General features: G+C 47.4%; 10 protein-coding genes. 7 read left to right on the forward strand and 3 right to left on the reverse strand.

Going from position 1 to position 14,848, the window contains the following annotated elements:
- Positions 1 to 5 precede the first annotated feature (5 nt).
- From lpdA to ACT6NV_RS11885, 3 genes are all read right to left on the reverse strand, one after another.
- Complete coding sequence (gene lpdA, locus ACT6NV_RS11875; RefSeq protein WP_445384662.1) at positions 6 to 1,397, reverse strand: dihydrolipoyl dehydrogenase; 1,392 nt, start codon at positions 1,395 to 1,397, stop codon at positions 6 to 8.
- Positions 1,398 to 1,527: 130 nt separating this feature from the next.
- Positions 1,528 to 2,028, reverse strand: coding sequence for a peptide-methionine (R)-S-oxide reductase MsrB (gene msrB, locus ACT6NV_RS11880; protein ID WP_445384663.1), 501 nt, complete (start codon positions 2,026 to 2,028; stop codon positions 1,528 to 1,530).
- A gap of 116 nt (positions 2,029 to 2,144) precedes the next feature.
- Positions 2,145 to 2,714 carry a collagen-like protein gene (locus ACT6NV_RS11885; protein WP_445384664.1) on the reverse strand — a complete coding sequence of 190 codons (570 nt, stop codon included), beginning with the start codon at positions 2,712 to 2,714 and terminating at the stop codon, positions 2,145 to 2,147.
- A gap of 245 nt (positions 2,715 to 2,959) precedes the next feature.
- Here ACT6NV_RS11885 and ACT6NV_RS11890 point away from each other — a divergent pair, with 245 nt between their 5' ends.
- The 7 genes from ACT6NV_RS11890 (at position 2,960) to ACT6NV_RS11920 (ending at position 14,825) form a co-directional block, all read left to right on the forward strand.
- Positions 2,960 to 4,477: an MFS transporter gene (locus ACT6NV_RS11890; RefSeq protein WP_445384665.1), complete on the forward strand. Its 1,518-nt coding sequence runs from the start codon at positions 2,960 to 2,962 to the stop codon at positions 4,475 to 4,477.
- 113 nt (positions 4,478 to 4,590) lie between these two features.
- Positions 4,591 to 6,528, forward strand: a complete 1,938-nt coding sequence (locus tag ACT6NV_RS11895; RefSeq protein ID WP_445384666.1) for an alpha-1,4-glucan--maltose-1-phosphate maltosyltransferase — start codon at positions 4,591 to 4,593, stop codon at positions 6,526 to 6,528.
- Positions 6,529 to 6,534: 6 nt separating this feature from the next.
- Positions 6,535 to 8,163, forward strand: a complete 1,629-nt coding sequence (locus ACT6NV_RS11900) for a maltokinase N-terminal cap-like domain-containing protein (protein WP_445384667.1) — start codon at positions 6,535 to 6,537, stop codon at positions 8,161 to 8,163.
- 13 nt (positions 8,164 to 8,176) lie between these two features.
- The gene (gene glgB, locus ACT6NV_RS11905) at positions 8,177 to 10,072 is read left to right on the forward strand and encodes a 1,4-alpha-glucan branching protein GlgB (protein ID WP_445384668.1); all 1,896 of its coding nucleotides are present in this window, start codon (positions 8,177 to 8,179) and stop codon (positions 10,070 to 10,072) included.
- A 99-nt stretch (positions 10,073 to 10,171) separates the two neighbouring features.
- Positions 10,172 to 12,571, forward strand: coding sequence for a glycoside hydrolase family 31 protein (locus ACT6NV_RS11910; RefSeq protein WP_445384669.1), 2,400 nt, complete (start codon positions 10,172 to 10,174; stop codon positions 12,569 to 12,571).
- Between the two features lie 37 nt (positions 12,572 to 12,608).
- Positions 12,609 to 13,418 (forward strand): M48 family metallopeptidase, encoded by an 810-nt coding sequence (locus tag ACT6NV_RS11915; RefSeq protein WP_445384670.1) that lies wholly within the window; start codon positions 12,609 to 12,611, stop codon positions 13,416 to 13,418.
- Positions 13,419 to 13,478: 60 nt separating this feature from the next.
- A complete protein-coding gene (locus tag ACT6NV_RS11920) occupies positions 13,479 to 14,825 on the forward strand; it encodes an MFS transporter (protein WP_445384671.1) in 1,347 nt (448 codons plus the stop codon).
- Positions 14,826 to 14,848 lie beyond the last annotated feature (23 nt).

A 14,848-nucleotide genomic window follows, 5' to 3' on the forward strand; every position in this document is an offset into this window, starting at 1 on the left:
CGGTTTTAGAGGTGGATTACTTCGTCATAAGCATCTGCCACAGCTTCCATAACCGCCTCACTCATGGTGGGGTGCGGGTGAACTGCCTTCAGGATTTCATGACCGGTGGTTTCCAGCTTGCGACCCACCACAGCTTCGGCTATCATATCGGTAACGCCGGCCCCGATCATATGGCAGCCCAGCCATTCACCGTATTTGGCATCAAAGATCACCTTTACAAATCCATCTGGATTCCCGGAAGCCTTGGCCTTCCCACTGGCAGAAAATGGAAATTTCCCTACCTTAATATCGAAACCTTTTTCCCGTGCTTGTTTTTCGGTAAGCCCAACGGAGGCAATCTCCGGAGAACAATAGGTACATCCAGGGATATTCCCGTAATCCAGTGCTTCCACATGCATGCCAGCGATCTTTTCAACACAGAGGATCCCTTCTGCGGAAGCAACGTGCGCCAGGGCAGGCCCCGGTGTTACATCACCGATCGCATAATAGCCGGGGATATTGGTTTGGTAATAATCATTTACAATAATTTTATCCCTGTCGGTTGCAATCCCGACTGCTTCCAGGCCTATATTTTCAATATTGGTTTTGATCCCCACTGCTGAAAGCACGATATCTGCCTCAAGGACTTCTTCCCCTTTGGACGTCTTTACAGTGGCTTTAACGCCTTTTCCACTGGTATCTACCTTGGTGACTTCAGAAGAAGTCATGATTTTTACGCCGTTCTTCTTGAAACTGCGCTCGAGTTGTTTGGATATTTCTTCATCTTCCACCGGGACTACATTGGGGAGGAATTCCACTACGGTTACCTCTGTCCCCATGGAGTTATAGAAATAAGCGAACTCTATCCCTATGGCACCGCTACCCACTACAATCATTTTTTCGGGTTGCTTCTCAAGGGTCATGGCCTCCCGGTATCCAATAATTTTCTTACCGTCCTGTGGCAGGCTGGGGAGTTCCCTGCTACGGGCCCCTGTGGCTATGATTATATGGGAGGCACTATAGGTAGTTTCCTTCCCGTCTGCACTCTTAACACTTACTTTTTTACCGGGTAGCAGCGTTCCAAAACCTTCAATAACCTCAATTTTATTTTTTTTCATCAGGAACTGTACTCCTTTGCTCATTCCCTCTGCTACGGATCGGCTGCGTTTTACAACCGCTCCGAAATCTTTATCGGCCCCTTCAACCTTTAATCCATAGTCTCCGGCATGCTGAAGGTATTCGAATACCTGGGCTGATTTCAGGAGGGCTTTGGTTGGGATACACCCCCAGTTCAGACAAACGCCTCCAAGGCTTTCTTTTTCGATTATAGCTGTTTTCAATCCCAGCTGGGACGCCCTGATAGCCGTTACATAGCCTCCCGGGCCGCTTCCCAGTACAATTACGTCAAAGGTGCTCATAGTGGTTTAATTCTCAAATTTTGAGTGCCAAAGGTACGAAACCATTCCGAATGCTCCCAGTTTGAAAACTGTAGAATACCGCTCAAAAAAAAAGACCACCCGGGGGCAGTCTTTTTCAAATTTTCTCCAATTATTTTTTGGGAATAAAATCCAGGGCCGCACCGTTTATGCAGTGCCTTTTTCCGGTGGTTTCGGCGGGGCCGTCATCAAAAACATGACCGAGGTGCCCGCCACAGGTAGCGCAGTGTTCTTCGGTACGCGTCACACCATAAGCAGTGTCCACACTGTAGGCAACATTTCCTTCAATTTCACGGTCAAAGCTGGGCCAGCCAGTGCCTGAGTCAAATTTATGCTCACTTTTAAAAAGAGGGGTGGCGCAGGCTGCACAAACATAAGTGCCCGCTTCTTTATTGTAGAGCAAATCACTGCTTCCCGGGTTTTCGGTTCCTGCTTTTCTGAGGATATAATACTCCATAGCCGTAAGTTCCGCTTTCCATTCTGCATCCGTTTTCTGCACGGCATACTGCTCTTTGGCCTCTTTCGCGGCATTGGCCACTTCATTTTTCTTCTGGGAATTTCCCTGGCATCCAAAAATAAAGGTACACGCCAGGGCTAACATAATTTTCTTCATAGCATTATTCAAATTTGTCAGTTTATCTTTTGGACGAAATAGTCCCTTATTCCTGACAAAAATACGGCCAAAAAAAATCCCCGACCAGCGGGCGGGGATTTTTATGCCGGATACGATTAGTCCGTATAAACTTTCTGAATGGTCGCTTCCTTCACATTCATATAATCCAGAACAGCCTTCATGTTAGATACATCCAGTTTGGCGGCGCCTACCCCATCGGCAGGCAGGATGGCGATACGGAAGGTCTGGTTATCCGTATCCCCGGGGGGGAGGGTAGCCAGGTCAAAATTTGCTTCCAGGAAAATACTAACGTCCAGGAAGGTGTGGTCGTAGTTGTACTGCAGAATGCCCTGGTCCAGCAGGCGCGTCTGCGGCAGCAGTCTCCATATATCGATGGGTGCACCTCCCTGGTCATCCGGGATCTGCTCCCACAATATATATACCAGAACTACATCGGTCTCAAATACTTCAAGTCCCGGAGCATCCAGTGAAAATTCCGAGAAGAGGGAATAATCGTTTCCAGGGGTAAAGTCTCCTGTAATGTCGTAAACCGTACCGAGGATGTTAACTCCGTCCAGGCCGTCAAGGCCATCAAAGCCGGGAGGTCCGGGAGGTCCTACGGGCCCTTCACAGGAAAGACTGAAAAAGGCAATAATCATTGCGGATAATAAACTGAATTTTTTCATAAGAATGGTTTTTAAGAGTATGATACCACGAATGGACTTTTAATTTTCCATGACAGGATCAAAAAGCGTTCCAAAAAATAATTGGAATACTTCCTTCGGCCGCTAATCGTTAAATTATTACAGCGGCAGATAGCCCGGTTCCTGAAAGCCAGTAAGCCCTTCAATCCTCAAAAAATATACTATATTTAGAAGCTGCAAGGTCTTCGAAAACCTCTGCATTTATACAGCTAACCAAACCAGGCAACATGAAAAAAAGAAAGCTGGGCTTTTGGGAAATCTGGAACATGAGTTTCGGGTTTCTGGGGATTCAATTTGGATTTGCACTTCAAAATGCCAATACATCCCGGATTTTTGAAACACTGGGAGCCGAGGTGGATAACATCCCGATTCTTTGGATAGCTGCTCCGGTTACCGGCCTGATTGTCCAGCCCATTATCGGATATTTCAGTGACAGGACCTGGACTCGCCTTGGGCGCCGCCGGCCGTATTTCCTGGTAGGGGCTGTCCTGGCATCTATTGCGCTGTGCATCATGCCCAATTCCCCGGCGCTTTGGGTCGCAGCCGGGATGTTATGGATTATGGATGCCTCCATCAATATTTCCATGGAACCTTTCAGGGCCTTTGTTGGGGATAATCTTCCTTCAGACCAGCGCACCCTGGGCTTCGCCATGCAGAGCTTTTTTATAGGGGTGGGGGCTGTAGTGGGCTCTGTAATGCCGTATGTTTTTACCAATTGGTTAGGAATCAGCAACACAGCACCGGAAGGCATTATTCCGGATTCGGTGAAGTGGTCTTTCTATGTTGGGGCTATTGTTTTTTTCAGTGCAGTGCTCTGGACGGTGCTCCGGTCTAAGGAGTACAGCCCGGAAGAATTGGAAGCCTTTGAAGAAAACAAATCGCACGAAGCACCGGAAATTACACCGGAAGAAAACGCCCACCGCATAGACAAGCTTCGCAGATACGGACTGATCTTTATGTCACTGGGTTTCCTGACCACACTCTTACCCTATTATTACAACCTGCAGAAAGAATTATACATCCTTACTATTGGGGTATTTGTAATGGGTTGCCTTTTCCTGATCGCATCGGTTGCCCGCAGATTGAAAGGGCGTACCGGGTTTGTCACCATTATGACCGATCTTTTGTATATGCCGGGCACTATGAAACAACTGGCTTATGTACAGTTTTTTTCGTGGTTTGCTTTATTTTCAATGTGGATTTATACTACTCAGGCAGTTACAGGTCATATTTACGGAACCAATGACACAGCCTCCCAGCTCTACAATGATGGTGCAGACTGGGTTACGGTCCTTTTCGGGCTTTACAATGGAGTGGCCGCCCTGGTGGCTTTTTTATTGCCGGTCCTGGCTAAAATGACCAGCAGGAAACTTACACATCTGATTGCGCTCAGCCTGGGCGGGGCCGGACTGATATCCATTTACTTTATTTCAGACCCGAACTGGCTGCTGGCTTCGATGATCGGGGTGGGCATAGCCTGGGCCAGCATCCTTTCGGTACCCTATGCAATGCTTGCCGGGGCGCTGCCCCCCAAAAAAATGGGATACTATATGGGGGTTTTTAATTTCTTTATTGTGATCCCGCAGATGGTGGCAGCTACCATACTGGGTTTTCTGGTCAGTGCAGTATTTGGGGGAGAACCGATTTATGCCCTGATAGTTGGCGGTTGCTCCATGCTGCTTGCGGGCCTGCTTACCCTCAGAGTTCACGATACTGCAGGCATTTCGGTAAGTGAAGTAGGGTAGGACAGCAGGAAAGGCCGTATTTTAAAGAATAGTTACGGGCGGTGTCCGGCTATTGATTATTTTAGGAAACAGTAATAAATAATTACATTTAAGAGGTACAGTAAGAATTTGACATGTTAAGACAAGAAAGGGTTGTTATAGATGCTATCACCCCGCAACTGGAGTGTGGCAGGTTTTTTATAAAACGGGTAATCGGTGAGAAAGTAGTGGTGGAGGCCGATGTTTTACCCGATGGGCACGATGTGATGCAGGCAGAGGTCATGTATAAGCACGAGGCCCAGAAACAGTGGCGGACACAGCGAATGCATCCACTTGAGAATGACCGGTACCAGGCCGATTTCCGGGTAGACAAGCAGGGCTTTTACACTTATAAGATTCGGGGATGGGTAGACTATGCCCTGAACTGGCAGCACGGCATTGAGGCTAAAGTTAAGGATGGGCAGCACGTGAAATCGGAATTGCTGGACGGCGTTCAGTACCTGGAATATCTGTTGGGGGAGGCCGGCACTTCAGACCAGGCCTATGTAGAGGAATTGATTCAGTATTTTCAGGAACCGGATTTGTATGTCCCGGCGGTGGAAGGCGCCGTTTCGGATCGATTGCATCAGCTCTTCCTGGATTTTCCGCAGCGAAGGCTTGCCAATACTTCAAAAGAACTGCAGGTATATGTAGACCGCAAACAGGCAGCTTTCAGCACCTGGTATGAATTTTTTCCAAGATCGGCCTCAGCAGAACCCGGAAAACACGGGACTTTCAAAGACTGCGAACGCCTGCTTCCCAGGATCGCAGAGATGGGCTTTGATACCCTTTATTTTCCTCCGGTACACCCGATTGGGGAGAAAAACAGGAAAGGAAAAAACAATACCACAGAGGCCAAGGAAGGAGATTCCGGAGTTCCCTGGGCAATCGGATCGCGATTTGGAGGCCACCGGGAATTACACCCTGAACTGGGAACAGAGGAGGACTTCAGAACCTTGATATCCAAGGCAAACGATTCAGGTTTGGAAATTGCAATGGACCTGGCTTTTCAGGCAGCCCCGGACCACCCTTATATAAGTGAACATCCGGAGTGGTTTCGCAAGAGACCGGACGGTACCATGCAGTATGCCGAAAACCCACCGAAAAAATACCAGGATATCGTTAATTTTTATTTCGAATCCGAAGCTTACGAAGCGCTGTGGCAGGAATTGCTGGAAGTGACCCTGAAATGGGTAGGATTCGGGGTACGCATATTCAGGGTAGACAACCCGCACACAAAACCGTATTATTTCTGGAACTGGCTTATCGGCGAAGTCAAAAAGAAACATCCCGATGTATTATTTCTCGCAGAGGCCTTTTCCCGCCCGCGTATCATGCAACAACTGGCCAAGCAGGGATTCTCTCAATCCTATACCTATTTTACCTGGCGAGTGCACAAGCAGGAAATAATCGATTATATGATTGAACTGACCCAGACAGACATGCGGGAGTACTACCGACCCAATTTCTGGCCAAACACCCCTGATATCAACCCCTATCACCTGCAGGGGGCTAACGAATCCATGCATATTATCCGTTATGGTCTGGCCGCCACCCTTTGCGGTAATCTGGGTATTTACGGCCCTGTATTCGAGTATATGGTTACCGAGCCCTATCCGGGAAAGGAAGAATACCTGAACTCGGAAAAATACGAGATCAAACACTGGGACTGGAATGTGAAGAATAAATTGATTCACCTGATCACCAAACTCAACCAGATCAGGAAAGACCACCCTGCCTTGCAACAAACCAATAATATTCATTTTTGCAGAATCGAGAACGAGCAGTTACTTGCTTTTTATAAATGGGATGAAGAACGAAAGGATGAACTGCTCATTGTAGTTAGTCTGGACGCCCACCACGTACAGCAGGGATATGTCCAACTCCCCCTTGAAGTTATGGGAGTAGGGGAGGGAACTCCTCTGGAATTTCACGATTTACTGACACAAACCACTTATAAATGGGGATTGGAATGGAATTTTATCGAACTCCAGCCCAATTTACCTTTTCATATATTTCACATCAGGCGCTAACAGATTATGTCAAAGACGGAATCAGATACTAAAAAGAAAAACCAGTACAGTTTTGATGTTCCCTGGGAACAACTTCTGGACGATGGCAGTTTTATGAAAGTTTTCCTGTCTGAAGTCCTGGAGCAGTATGTACAGAAACAGCGATGGTACGGCGGAAAGTCCAGTACCCTTAAGTACATTGAACTTCAGGAGTATTTCCGCATTCAACAGCGGGAAGAGGTGTACTACGGCCTGCTGCTGGAAGTCAATTTTGAAGAAGCCTTTTACCAGCATTATTTTTTGCCCATCGCCTTTGTTTCCGATGAAAATTTTGCAGAAAAAGACCGTATCCTCCCGGTGAGCATTAAAGGACAGGAGGGTTATATAATAGACGCTGTAAACCTTGAAGCCTTCCGGAAACTGGTCTACGAACGTATCCTGAGCGCCGAACCCAATGACACTACCCGGGTACGCTATCACAAAAGCGTTGAATTTCAGGGAACGGAATACAGCAGCTCCAAATTTATGGGTTTGGAACAGAGCAATACCTCCATTATCATTAATGGGAAATCAGTCATCAAATTTTTTCGACGGATTTATGCGGACAAGAACCCGGATTATGAGATGAGCCGCTTTCTTTCGGAACGTAAAGGGTTCAGGAATACCCCGGCCTATCAGGGCAGCCTGAGTATCATGGATGCGGATAATGCCAATATAACCATAGCCTTAATGCAGGAGTTGGTGCCCAATCAGGGAGATGCCTGGGACTACCTGCTCAAGGAATTGCACAAGGTATTCAGTAACCTCGAATACAAGGGTATCCGAATTGAACGTTTGCCGGATATCCCCCTGTTTGAAAGGCTGAAAATCCGGGATGTACCCCCCGAAATTATTGACTGGGCGGGCCTTAAGGTTTTCCTTAGGTTACAGAAACTTGCCCAGCGGACCGCAGAAATGCACATTGCCCTGGGATCTGAGTTTGAAGACACTGCCTTTACGCCCACGCATTTTAACGGGGACTACGAGGTATGGCTCAAGAACCGGTTGTTGTACCAGTTCCAGAACCGCCTCAATATGGTTGAAAACAAACTAAGTCGGCTGGAAGGGCTATCTTTGGAATTGGCCGAGGAGTTTCTGGAACGCAAAAACGAGATACGGAAGCGCTTTGTAAATTTTGACTGGACCAAGTTAAAGGGGGAACGCATCCGCGTACACGGGGATTACCACCTCGGGCAGGTTTTGGTGCAGGGAGACGATTTTTACCTGCTGGATTTTGAGGGCGAGCCGGAGAGCACGATCCGTGACCGCAAGGTAAAGCAGCCCCCGCTAAAAGATATTGCCGGAATGTTCCGCTCCTTCCATTATGCCATTTATGCCACAATATTCAACAATCCGGACAAATACCCTTTTCCCCAGGAATCCCTGTTTAAGGCCGGTGAGATCCTGTACCGCTATTTTATCGGGGTTTTCCTGGAAACCTATGTACAACTTATTCAGGAAAACAACCTAAATATCGGCTACAGTGCCGAGCGTATATTTTTACTTAAGTACTGTATGCTGGAAAAGGCGGTTTATGAATTGGGGTACGAAATGAATTCGCGTCCTAGCTGGGCGGTGATTCCCCTGGAGGGAATCCGAAGTATTATAAACGACTAAACAAATAAATATTATGGGTAAAGTAGTCCCGCATAGTTTATTTTCAGATTTTGATATCGATTTATTTAAGTCCGGAAAACATTTCAGGCTTTATGAGAAACTTGGTTCCCATCAAATTGAAGTAGATGGGGTTAAAGGCGTCTATTTTGCTGTTTGGGCACCTACTGCCAAGGCCGTTTCCGTTGTGGGAGACTTCAATTACTGGCTGGAAGGGGAGCATCCCCTCAATGTTCGCTGGGATGCCAGTGGGATATGGGAAGGGTTTATTCCCGGCCTGGAACAGGGTACCCTTTACAAATATAAAATCCACTCGCATAATCACGATGTAAAGACCGAGAAGGCAGATCCTTTTGCCCGATTGTGTGAAGCACCACCCAAAACGGCTTCCGTAGTCTGGAATCCAAAACATAAATGGAAAGATTCGAACTGGATGGAATCGCGCGCGGAGCACAACGCTCTGGACAAGCCGTATTCTGTCTACGAGGTACACCTGGGCTCCTGGAAACGAACTAAGGATAATAAGTTCCTTTCCTACGTGGACCTGGCGAAAGACCTGGTGGCCTATGTAAAGGAGATGAATTTTACCCACGTTGAGTTTATGCCGATAATGGAATACCCTTATGATCCTTCCTGGGGGTACCAGTTAACCGGTTATTTCGCTCCCACTTCCCGTTTCGGGAAGCCGGAAGATTTCATGCTCCTGGTAGATGCGCTGCACCAGAATGGAATTGGGGTCATCCTGGACTGGGTTCCTTCCCATTTTCCGGAAGATGCACATGGCCTGGGCAATTTTGATGGCTCTCACCTGTATGAACACCCCGATAGGCGCCGGGGGTATCATCCCGACTGGAAAAGCCTCATTTTTAACTACGGGCGTAATGAAGTTCGCGCCTTCCTGATCAGCAACGCGCTTTTCTGGCTGGACCAGTACCATATAGATGGCCTGCGGGTGGATGCAGTGGCATCTATGCTCTACCTCGATTATTCAAGGGAAGAAGGAGAGTGGGAACCCAATATTTACGGCAATAACGAAAACCTGGAGGCTATCTCTTTTATCCGGGAGCTCAACACAGAAGTGTATGGGAATTACCCCGGCGTACAGACCATAGCCGAAGAATCCACTTCTTTTTCGATGGTTTCCAAGCCGGTCAGCATAGGCGGGCTCGGGTTTGGCATGAAATGGATGATGGGATGGATGCACGATACCCTGGAGTATTTTAAAAAAGAACCCGTTTATCGAAGACACCACCAGAACGATCTCACTTTTAGTATGACATACGCCTTTACGGAAAACTTTATGCTTCCGTTTTCGCATGATGAGGTGGTTTACGGGAAGCAATCCCTGTTGTACCGCATGCCCGGAGATGAATGGCAGCGTTTCGCCAACCTCAGACTGCTTTTCGGCTACATGTTTACTCACCCAGGGGCCAACCTGATTTTTATGGGGGGGGAATTCGGACAGTCATCCGAATGGAACTTCCAGCAAAGCCTGGACTGGCACTTGTTGCAATATGATTTTCATATTGGGGTGCAACAACTTATAAAGGACCTGAACAGCCTGTACAGGGAGTATCCGGCGCTTTACGAAAAGCAATTCAGCCCGGAAGGCTTTCAGTGGATAGACTACGGAGATGCGGAAAACTCTGTGCTGACCTATATCCGCAAAGGAAAAGCCAAAAAGGACGATCTTATCGTTGCCTGCAACTTTACTCCTGTTCCCCGGGAGAATTACAGGATAGGGGTGCCAAAAACGCGTCAGTTAAAGGAGATCTTTAATAGCGATGCCGAAAAATACGGAGGTAGCGGGATGGAGAATACTACTGCTTCTGTCAGTAAAACCCCCTGGCACGGATATGAGAGGTCTATTGAAGTGAATCTGCCACCTCTTGGAGTAGTAGTTTTCAGATAAAATCACAACCGCAATCGTTGTAGTTTATATTTGGGGGCGGGTGGATTTCAATTTCTGCCCCGAATGTCTTTCTTTTGCGAGGTTAAAAAGTAACCAACTATGATTACGAATACTGAACTGGAGTATAAAGGCAATTTATACCCCAACCATATAATAGAAACCCATAAAGATTCCAATAAATTTTACTACACATCTGAAAATGGCGTAATCCTTGAGGTTACAGTCATCCGGAACAGTGTTTTAAGATTCAGATATGCCACAGAGCATGTTTTTGAGCCGGATTTTTCATATGCAATCGACCCGGACCACAGCCGCGGTTATAGCGATTTAAGAGATGAAGAAACGGATACCGAATACCTGATTTACACCTCCAAGTTAAAGGTGCTGATCGATAAGAAAAACTTCAGGGTGCAGATTTCAGACCTGGAAGGGAATATTATCAATGAGGATGAACTCGGTTTTCACTGGGAGGAGAATTACACCTACGGTGGGAACACGGTAAAGATGAGCAAGATTACCCAGGCTTCCGAAAGTTTTTACGGGATGGGGGACAAGGCCATGCACACCAACCTCAAAGGAAAACGGGTCAATAATTGGGTAACAGACCAATACGCCTATGGTAAAGACCAGGAGCCCCTCTACAAGGCGGTTCCTTTTTATATAGGGCTGCACCAGAATATTGCATACGGGATCTTTTTCGACAACACCTTCCGGACGCATTTTGACTTTTCCCATGAACGCCGGAATATCACCAGTTTCTGGGCCGACGGCGGGGAGATGAATTACTATTTTTTCTACGGACCCGAAATGGAACGGGTAGTGCGGGCCTATACAGACCTGACCGGGACCCCGGAACTTCCTCCATTATGGGCGCTGGGCTATCACCAGTCTAAATGGAGTTACTATCCTGAAAAACGGGTAAGGGAACTGGCCCGCAAATTTCGCAAGCTTAAAATCCCCTGCGATGCTATATACCTCGATATAGACTACATGGACGGGTTTCGCTGCTTTACCTGGGATAAGAAGCGATTTCCGGACCCTAAAAAAATGATTGGGGACCTGGAGAAGGACGGCTTTAAAACCGTGGTCATGATTGATCCGGGAATCAAGGTAGACCGGGATTACTGGGTTTACAATGAAGCTTTGGAGAACGATTATTTCTGTAAAAGAGCAGACGGGCCCATCATGCAGGGCAAGGTTTGGCCGGGCCCCTGCAGTTTTCCCGATTACACCAATCCGGAAGTCCGGGCCTGGTGGGCAGACCTTTACAAGGGCCTGATCAAGGATTCAGGAGTGCATGCAGTCTGGAATGATATGAACGAGCCGGCCGTGATGGAGGTGCCTTCCAAAACGGCCCCTCTGGATGTGAGACATGATTATGACGGGCATCCCTGCAGCCATCGAAAGGCGCATAATATTTACGGGATGCAGATGGTGCGTGCCACCTATGAAGGGGTCAAGAAATATGTTTTCCCCAAAAGGCCTTTTGTGATTACCCGTGCGGCCTATTCCGGGACACAGCGGTATTCCTGCACCTGGACCGGGGATAACGTGGCTACCTGGGAACACCTCTGGATTGCAAATGTACAGGTACAGCGAATGTGCCTCAGCGGTTACTCTTTTGTGGGTACAGATATTGGAGGCTTCGCAGAACAACCCAACGGGGAATTATTTGCACGCTGGATACAGCTGGGCGTATTCCACCCATTTTGCAGGGTGCATTCCAGCGGTGACCACGGCGACCAGGAACCCTGGTCCTTTGATGAGGAAGTTACCGGTATCGTCCGGAAATTTATCGAGCTGAGGTATCAGTTATTGCCGTATTTGTACACCATGTTCTGGAAATATGCCAAAGAGGGGGTCCCTATGATAAAATCCCTCGTATACTATGATCAGGAAGACCAGCAGACCCATTTCAGGACAGATGAGTTTATTTTTGGGGAACAAATCCTGGTCTGTCCCATACAGGAACCAAACGCCAAGGGGCGCAGGATGTATCTGCCCAGAGGGAAATGGCACAATTACTGGACCGGGGAAATCGTAGAAGGAGGCTCTGAGAAATGGGTGGTTGCCGATATTGACAAGATTCCGCTCTTTATCAAGGAGGGTGCCATTATCCCCAAATATCCCGTACAGCAGTATGTGGGAGAATTGAAAATTGAACAGCTTACCCTGAATGTATATTACAAACTGGGAACGGAGCAGTCCACCATTTACGAAGATGATCAGGACGGCTACGATTACAAAAAAGGCGGCTTCAGCCTCAGGAATTTTAAATTCCAGGGGAAGGAGAAAGAAATCATAATCCAGCAGTTTAAGGACGGGGATTTTACCACCTCTTACGAGAACTTCAAGGTAAATCTGATTGGGCTTCCATTCAGGATTGACAAGGTCTTTGTGGATAATGAAAAAGTTAACCTCAAAGATGTTCGCCTCAACGGGGACAACACCATTGAGATCAGTAAGAATTTTACCCAGCTTCAAATAATAGGGAAGTAAAATTTTTGTAATTTTCTTATTCCGAAAAAAAATTATTATGAAAAAAGTAATAGGCCTGATAGTGTTTTTACTGGTTGTTGTGGCTTGTAAAACCAACCCTTTTACAGGCAAGAGCACGCTGAACTTTTACCCGAATAACCAGATTTTCCCCACGGCCTTTGCGCAGTATAACCAGTTTCTGGAAGAAAATAAGGTGGTAAAGGGTACCTCGGAAGCAGAGATGATTACCAAGGTAGGCCAGCGTATTGCGACTGCCGCGGAGCGGTGGTTAACGGCTAACGGCTACCCCGGCTACCTGAAGGATTACAAATGGGAGTATAACCTTGTGTCTGATGAGGCGGTCAATGCCTGGTGCATGCCCGGGGGTAAAATTGTTTTTTATAGTGGGATTTTGCCCATTTGTCAGGGAGAAACTGGGATCGCAGTTGTTATGGGGCACGAGGTTGCGCATGCACTGGCAGATCACGGGGCCCAGCGTATGAGTGCCGGAACCCTGCAACAAGCCGGGGCAGTTATCGGGAATGTAGCTATCAAGGATGAGAAAACCCTGAATATTTTCAACAATGCCTATGGGGTAGGGACTACGGTAGGGGGGATGCTCCCTTTCAGTCGCAGCCACGAAACAGAAGCAGACCGTATTGGCCTGCAGATTATGGCAATTGCGGGATATAATCCGGACGAGGCTGCAGAACTCTGGAAGCGTATGAAAGCGAATAGTGGTAATCAGGCACCTCCTGAATTTTTAAGTACGCATCCCTCCAATGATACCCGTATAAATAATCTTACACAGTGGGCGCCGGCGGCCAAACAGGAAGCCCGCAAGTTTGGTGTTACCACCTTTCAATAAGGCAGCATTGCCAATTTTATTATTGTATCTTGAAACCATTCTTAGCCGAATGGTTTTTTTATGTCCAAAATTTTAGCCTTAAAGGGGAGTCGAAAGCTTTTAAACGCCTGGGCCTTTTATGACTGGGCCAATTCTGTATATAGCCTGGTAATCGCCTCCGCAATTTTCCCAATCTATTACGGGGCCCTTTTCAGGATCGCCGGTATAGAGAAAGTAATGGTATTTGGCGGGGAAATCGCACGTGCCCCGCTGATCAGTTATGTCACTTCTATTGCCTTTGTTTTTATCGCCCTGGTTACTCCGCTGATCTCTGGAATAGCAGATTACCTTGGAAACAAAAAGGTATTTATGCAGTTCTTCTGCTATTTGGGGGGCGTTTCCTGTATTGGGCTTTACTGGTTTTCACTGGAAAACATCTATTTCGGACTGCTGGCTTATTTTTTTGGCCTGGTAGGCTTTTGGGTAAGTTTCGCCATCAACAATTCCTACCTGCCCGATATTGCCTTTCCGGAACAGCAGGACCGCATCAGCGCCAAAGGCTTTTCCCTGGGCTATATCGGCAGCGTTATCCTCTTGCTGTTAAACCTCGCCATGGTTTTGAAGCCCGGTCTTTTTGGCATCAGCAGCCGGGGTGGGGAAGCAGCTGAAATCCTTGCGATGAAATACTCCTTTGTATCTGTGGGGATTTGGTGGATCCTCTTCAGTCAGTACACCTTTTACCACCTGCCTAAGGGTTACAAAAAAGAAGGGAAACGGGAACATATCATTCTTAATGGCTTTCGGGAACTCAGGAGCGTCTGGCAGCAACTCGGATCGATTTTGAGGCTCAAACGCTATCTGGCTGCCTTCTTTGTTTACAGCATGGCCGTGCAAACCGTGATGTTGATTGCAGCCTATTTTGGTGAAGAGGAAATAGCCTGGGGGACTGATTCGGAGCGTACCACGGGCTTGATTGTCAGTATACTGGTCATCCAACTGGTAGCCATAGTTGGGGCGACCTTTACAGCCCGTGTTTCGGGTAAAATCGGAAATATCAAAACCCTTTTGATCATCAATCTTCTGTGGGTTTTTATCTGTATTTATGCTTATTTCGTTAAAAGCCCCTTGGACTTTTATATAGCTGCCGGCTGCGTTGGGCTGGTGATGGGGGGTATACAGGCTCTTTCCAGGTCTACCTATTCAAAATTCCTGCCCCAAACCAAGGACACCACCTCCTTTTTCAGCTTTTATGACGTGGCCGAGAAAATAGGAATAGTAATCGGTACTTTCTTGTACGGTTTCGTAGCCCAGTATACCGGAAGTATGCGCAATGCTACCATTTTCCTTGGGATCTTTTTTTTACTGGGGATTTTCCTGCTTTCCAGAGTCCCGCGGCTAGATGAAAGCCCTCCGGATACTGCTAAATAAAAAACCCGGAGGCCTGATTGAAG

Source organism: Robiginitalea insularis (genome assembly GCF_052497835.1).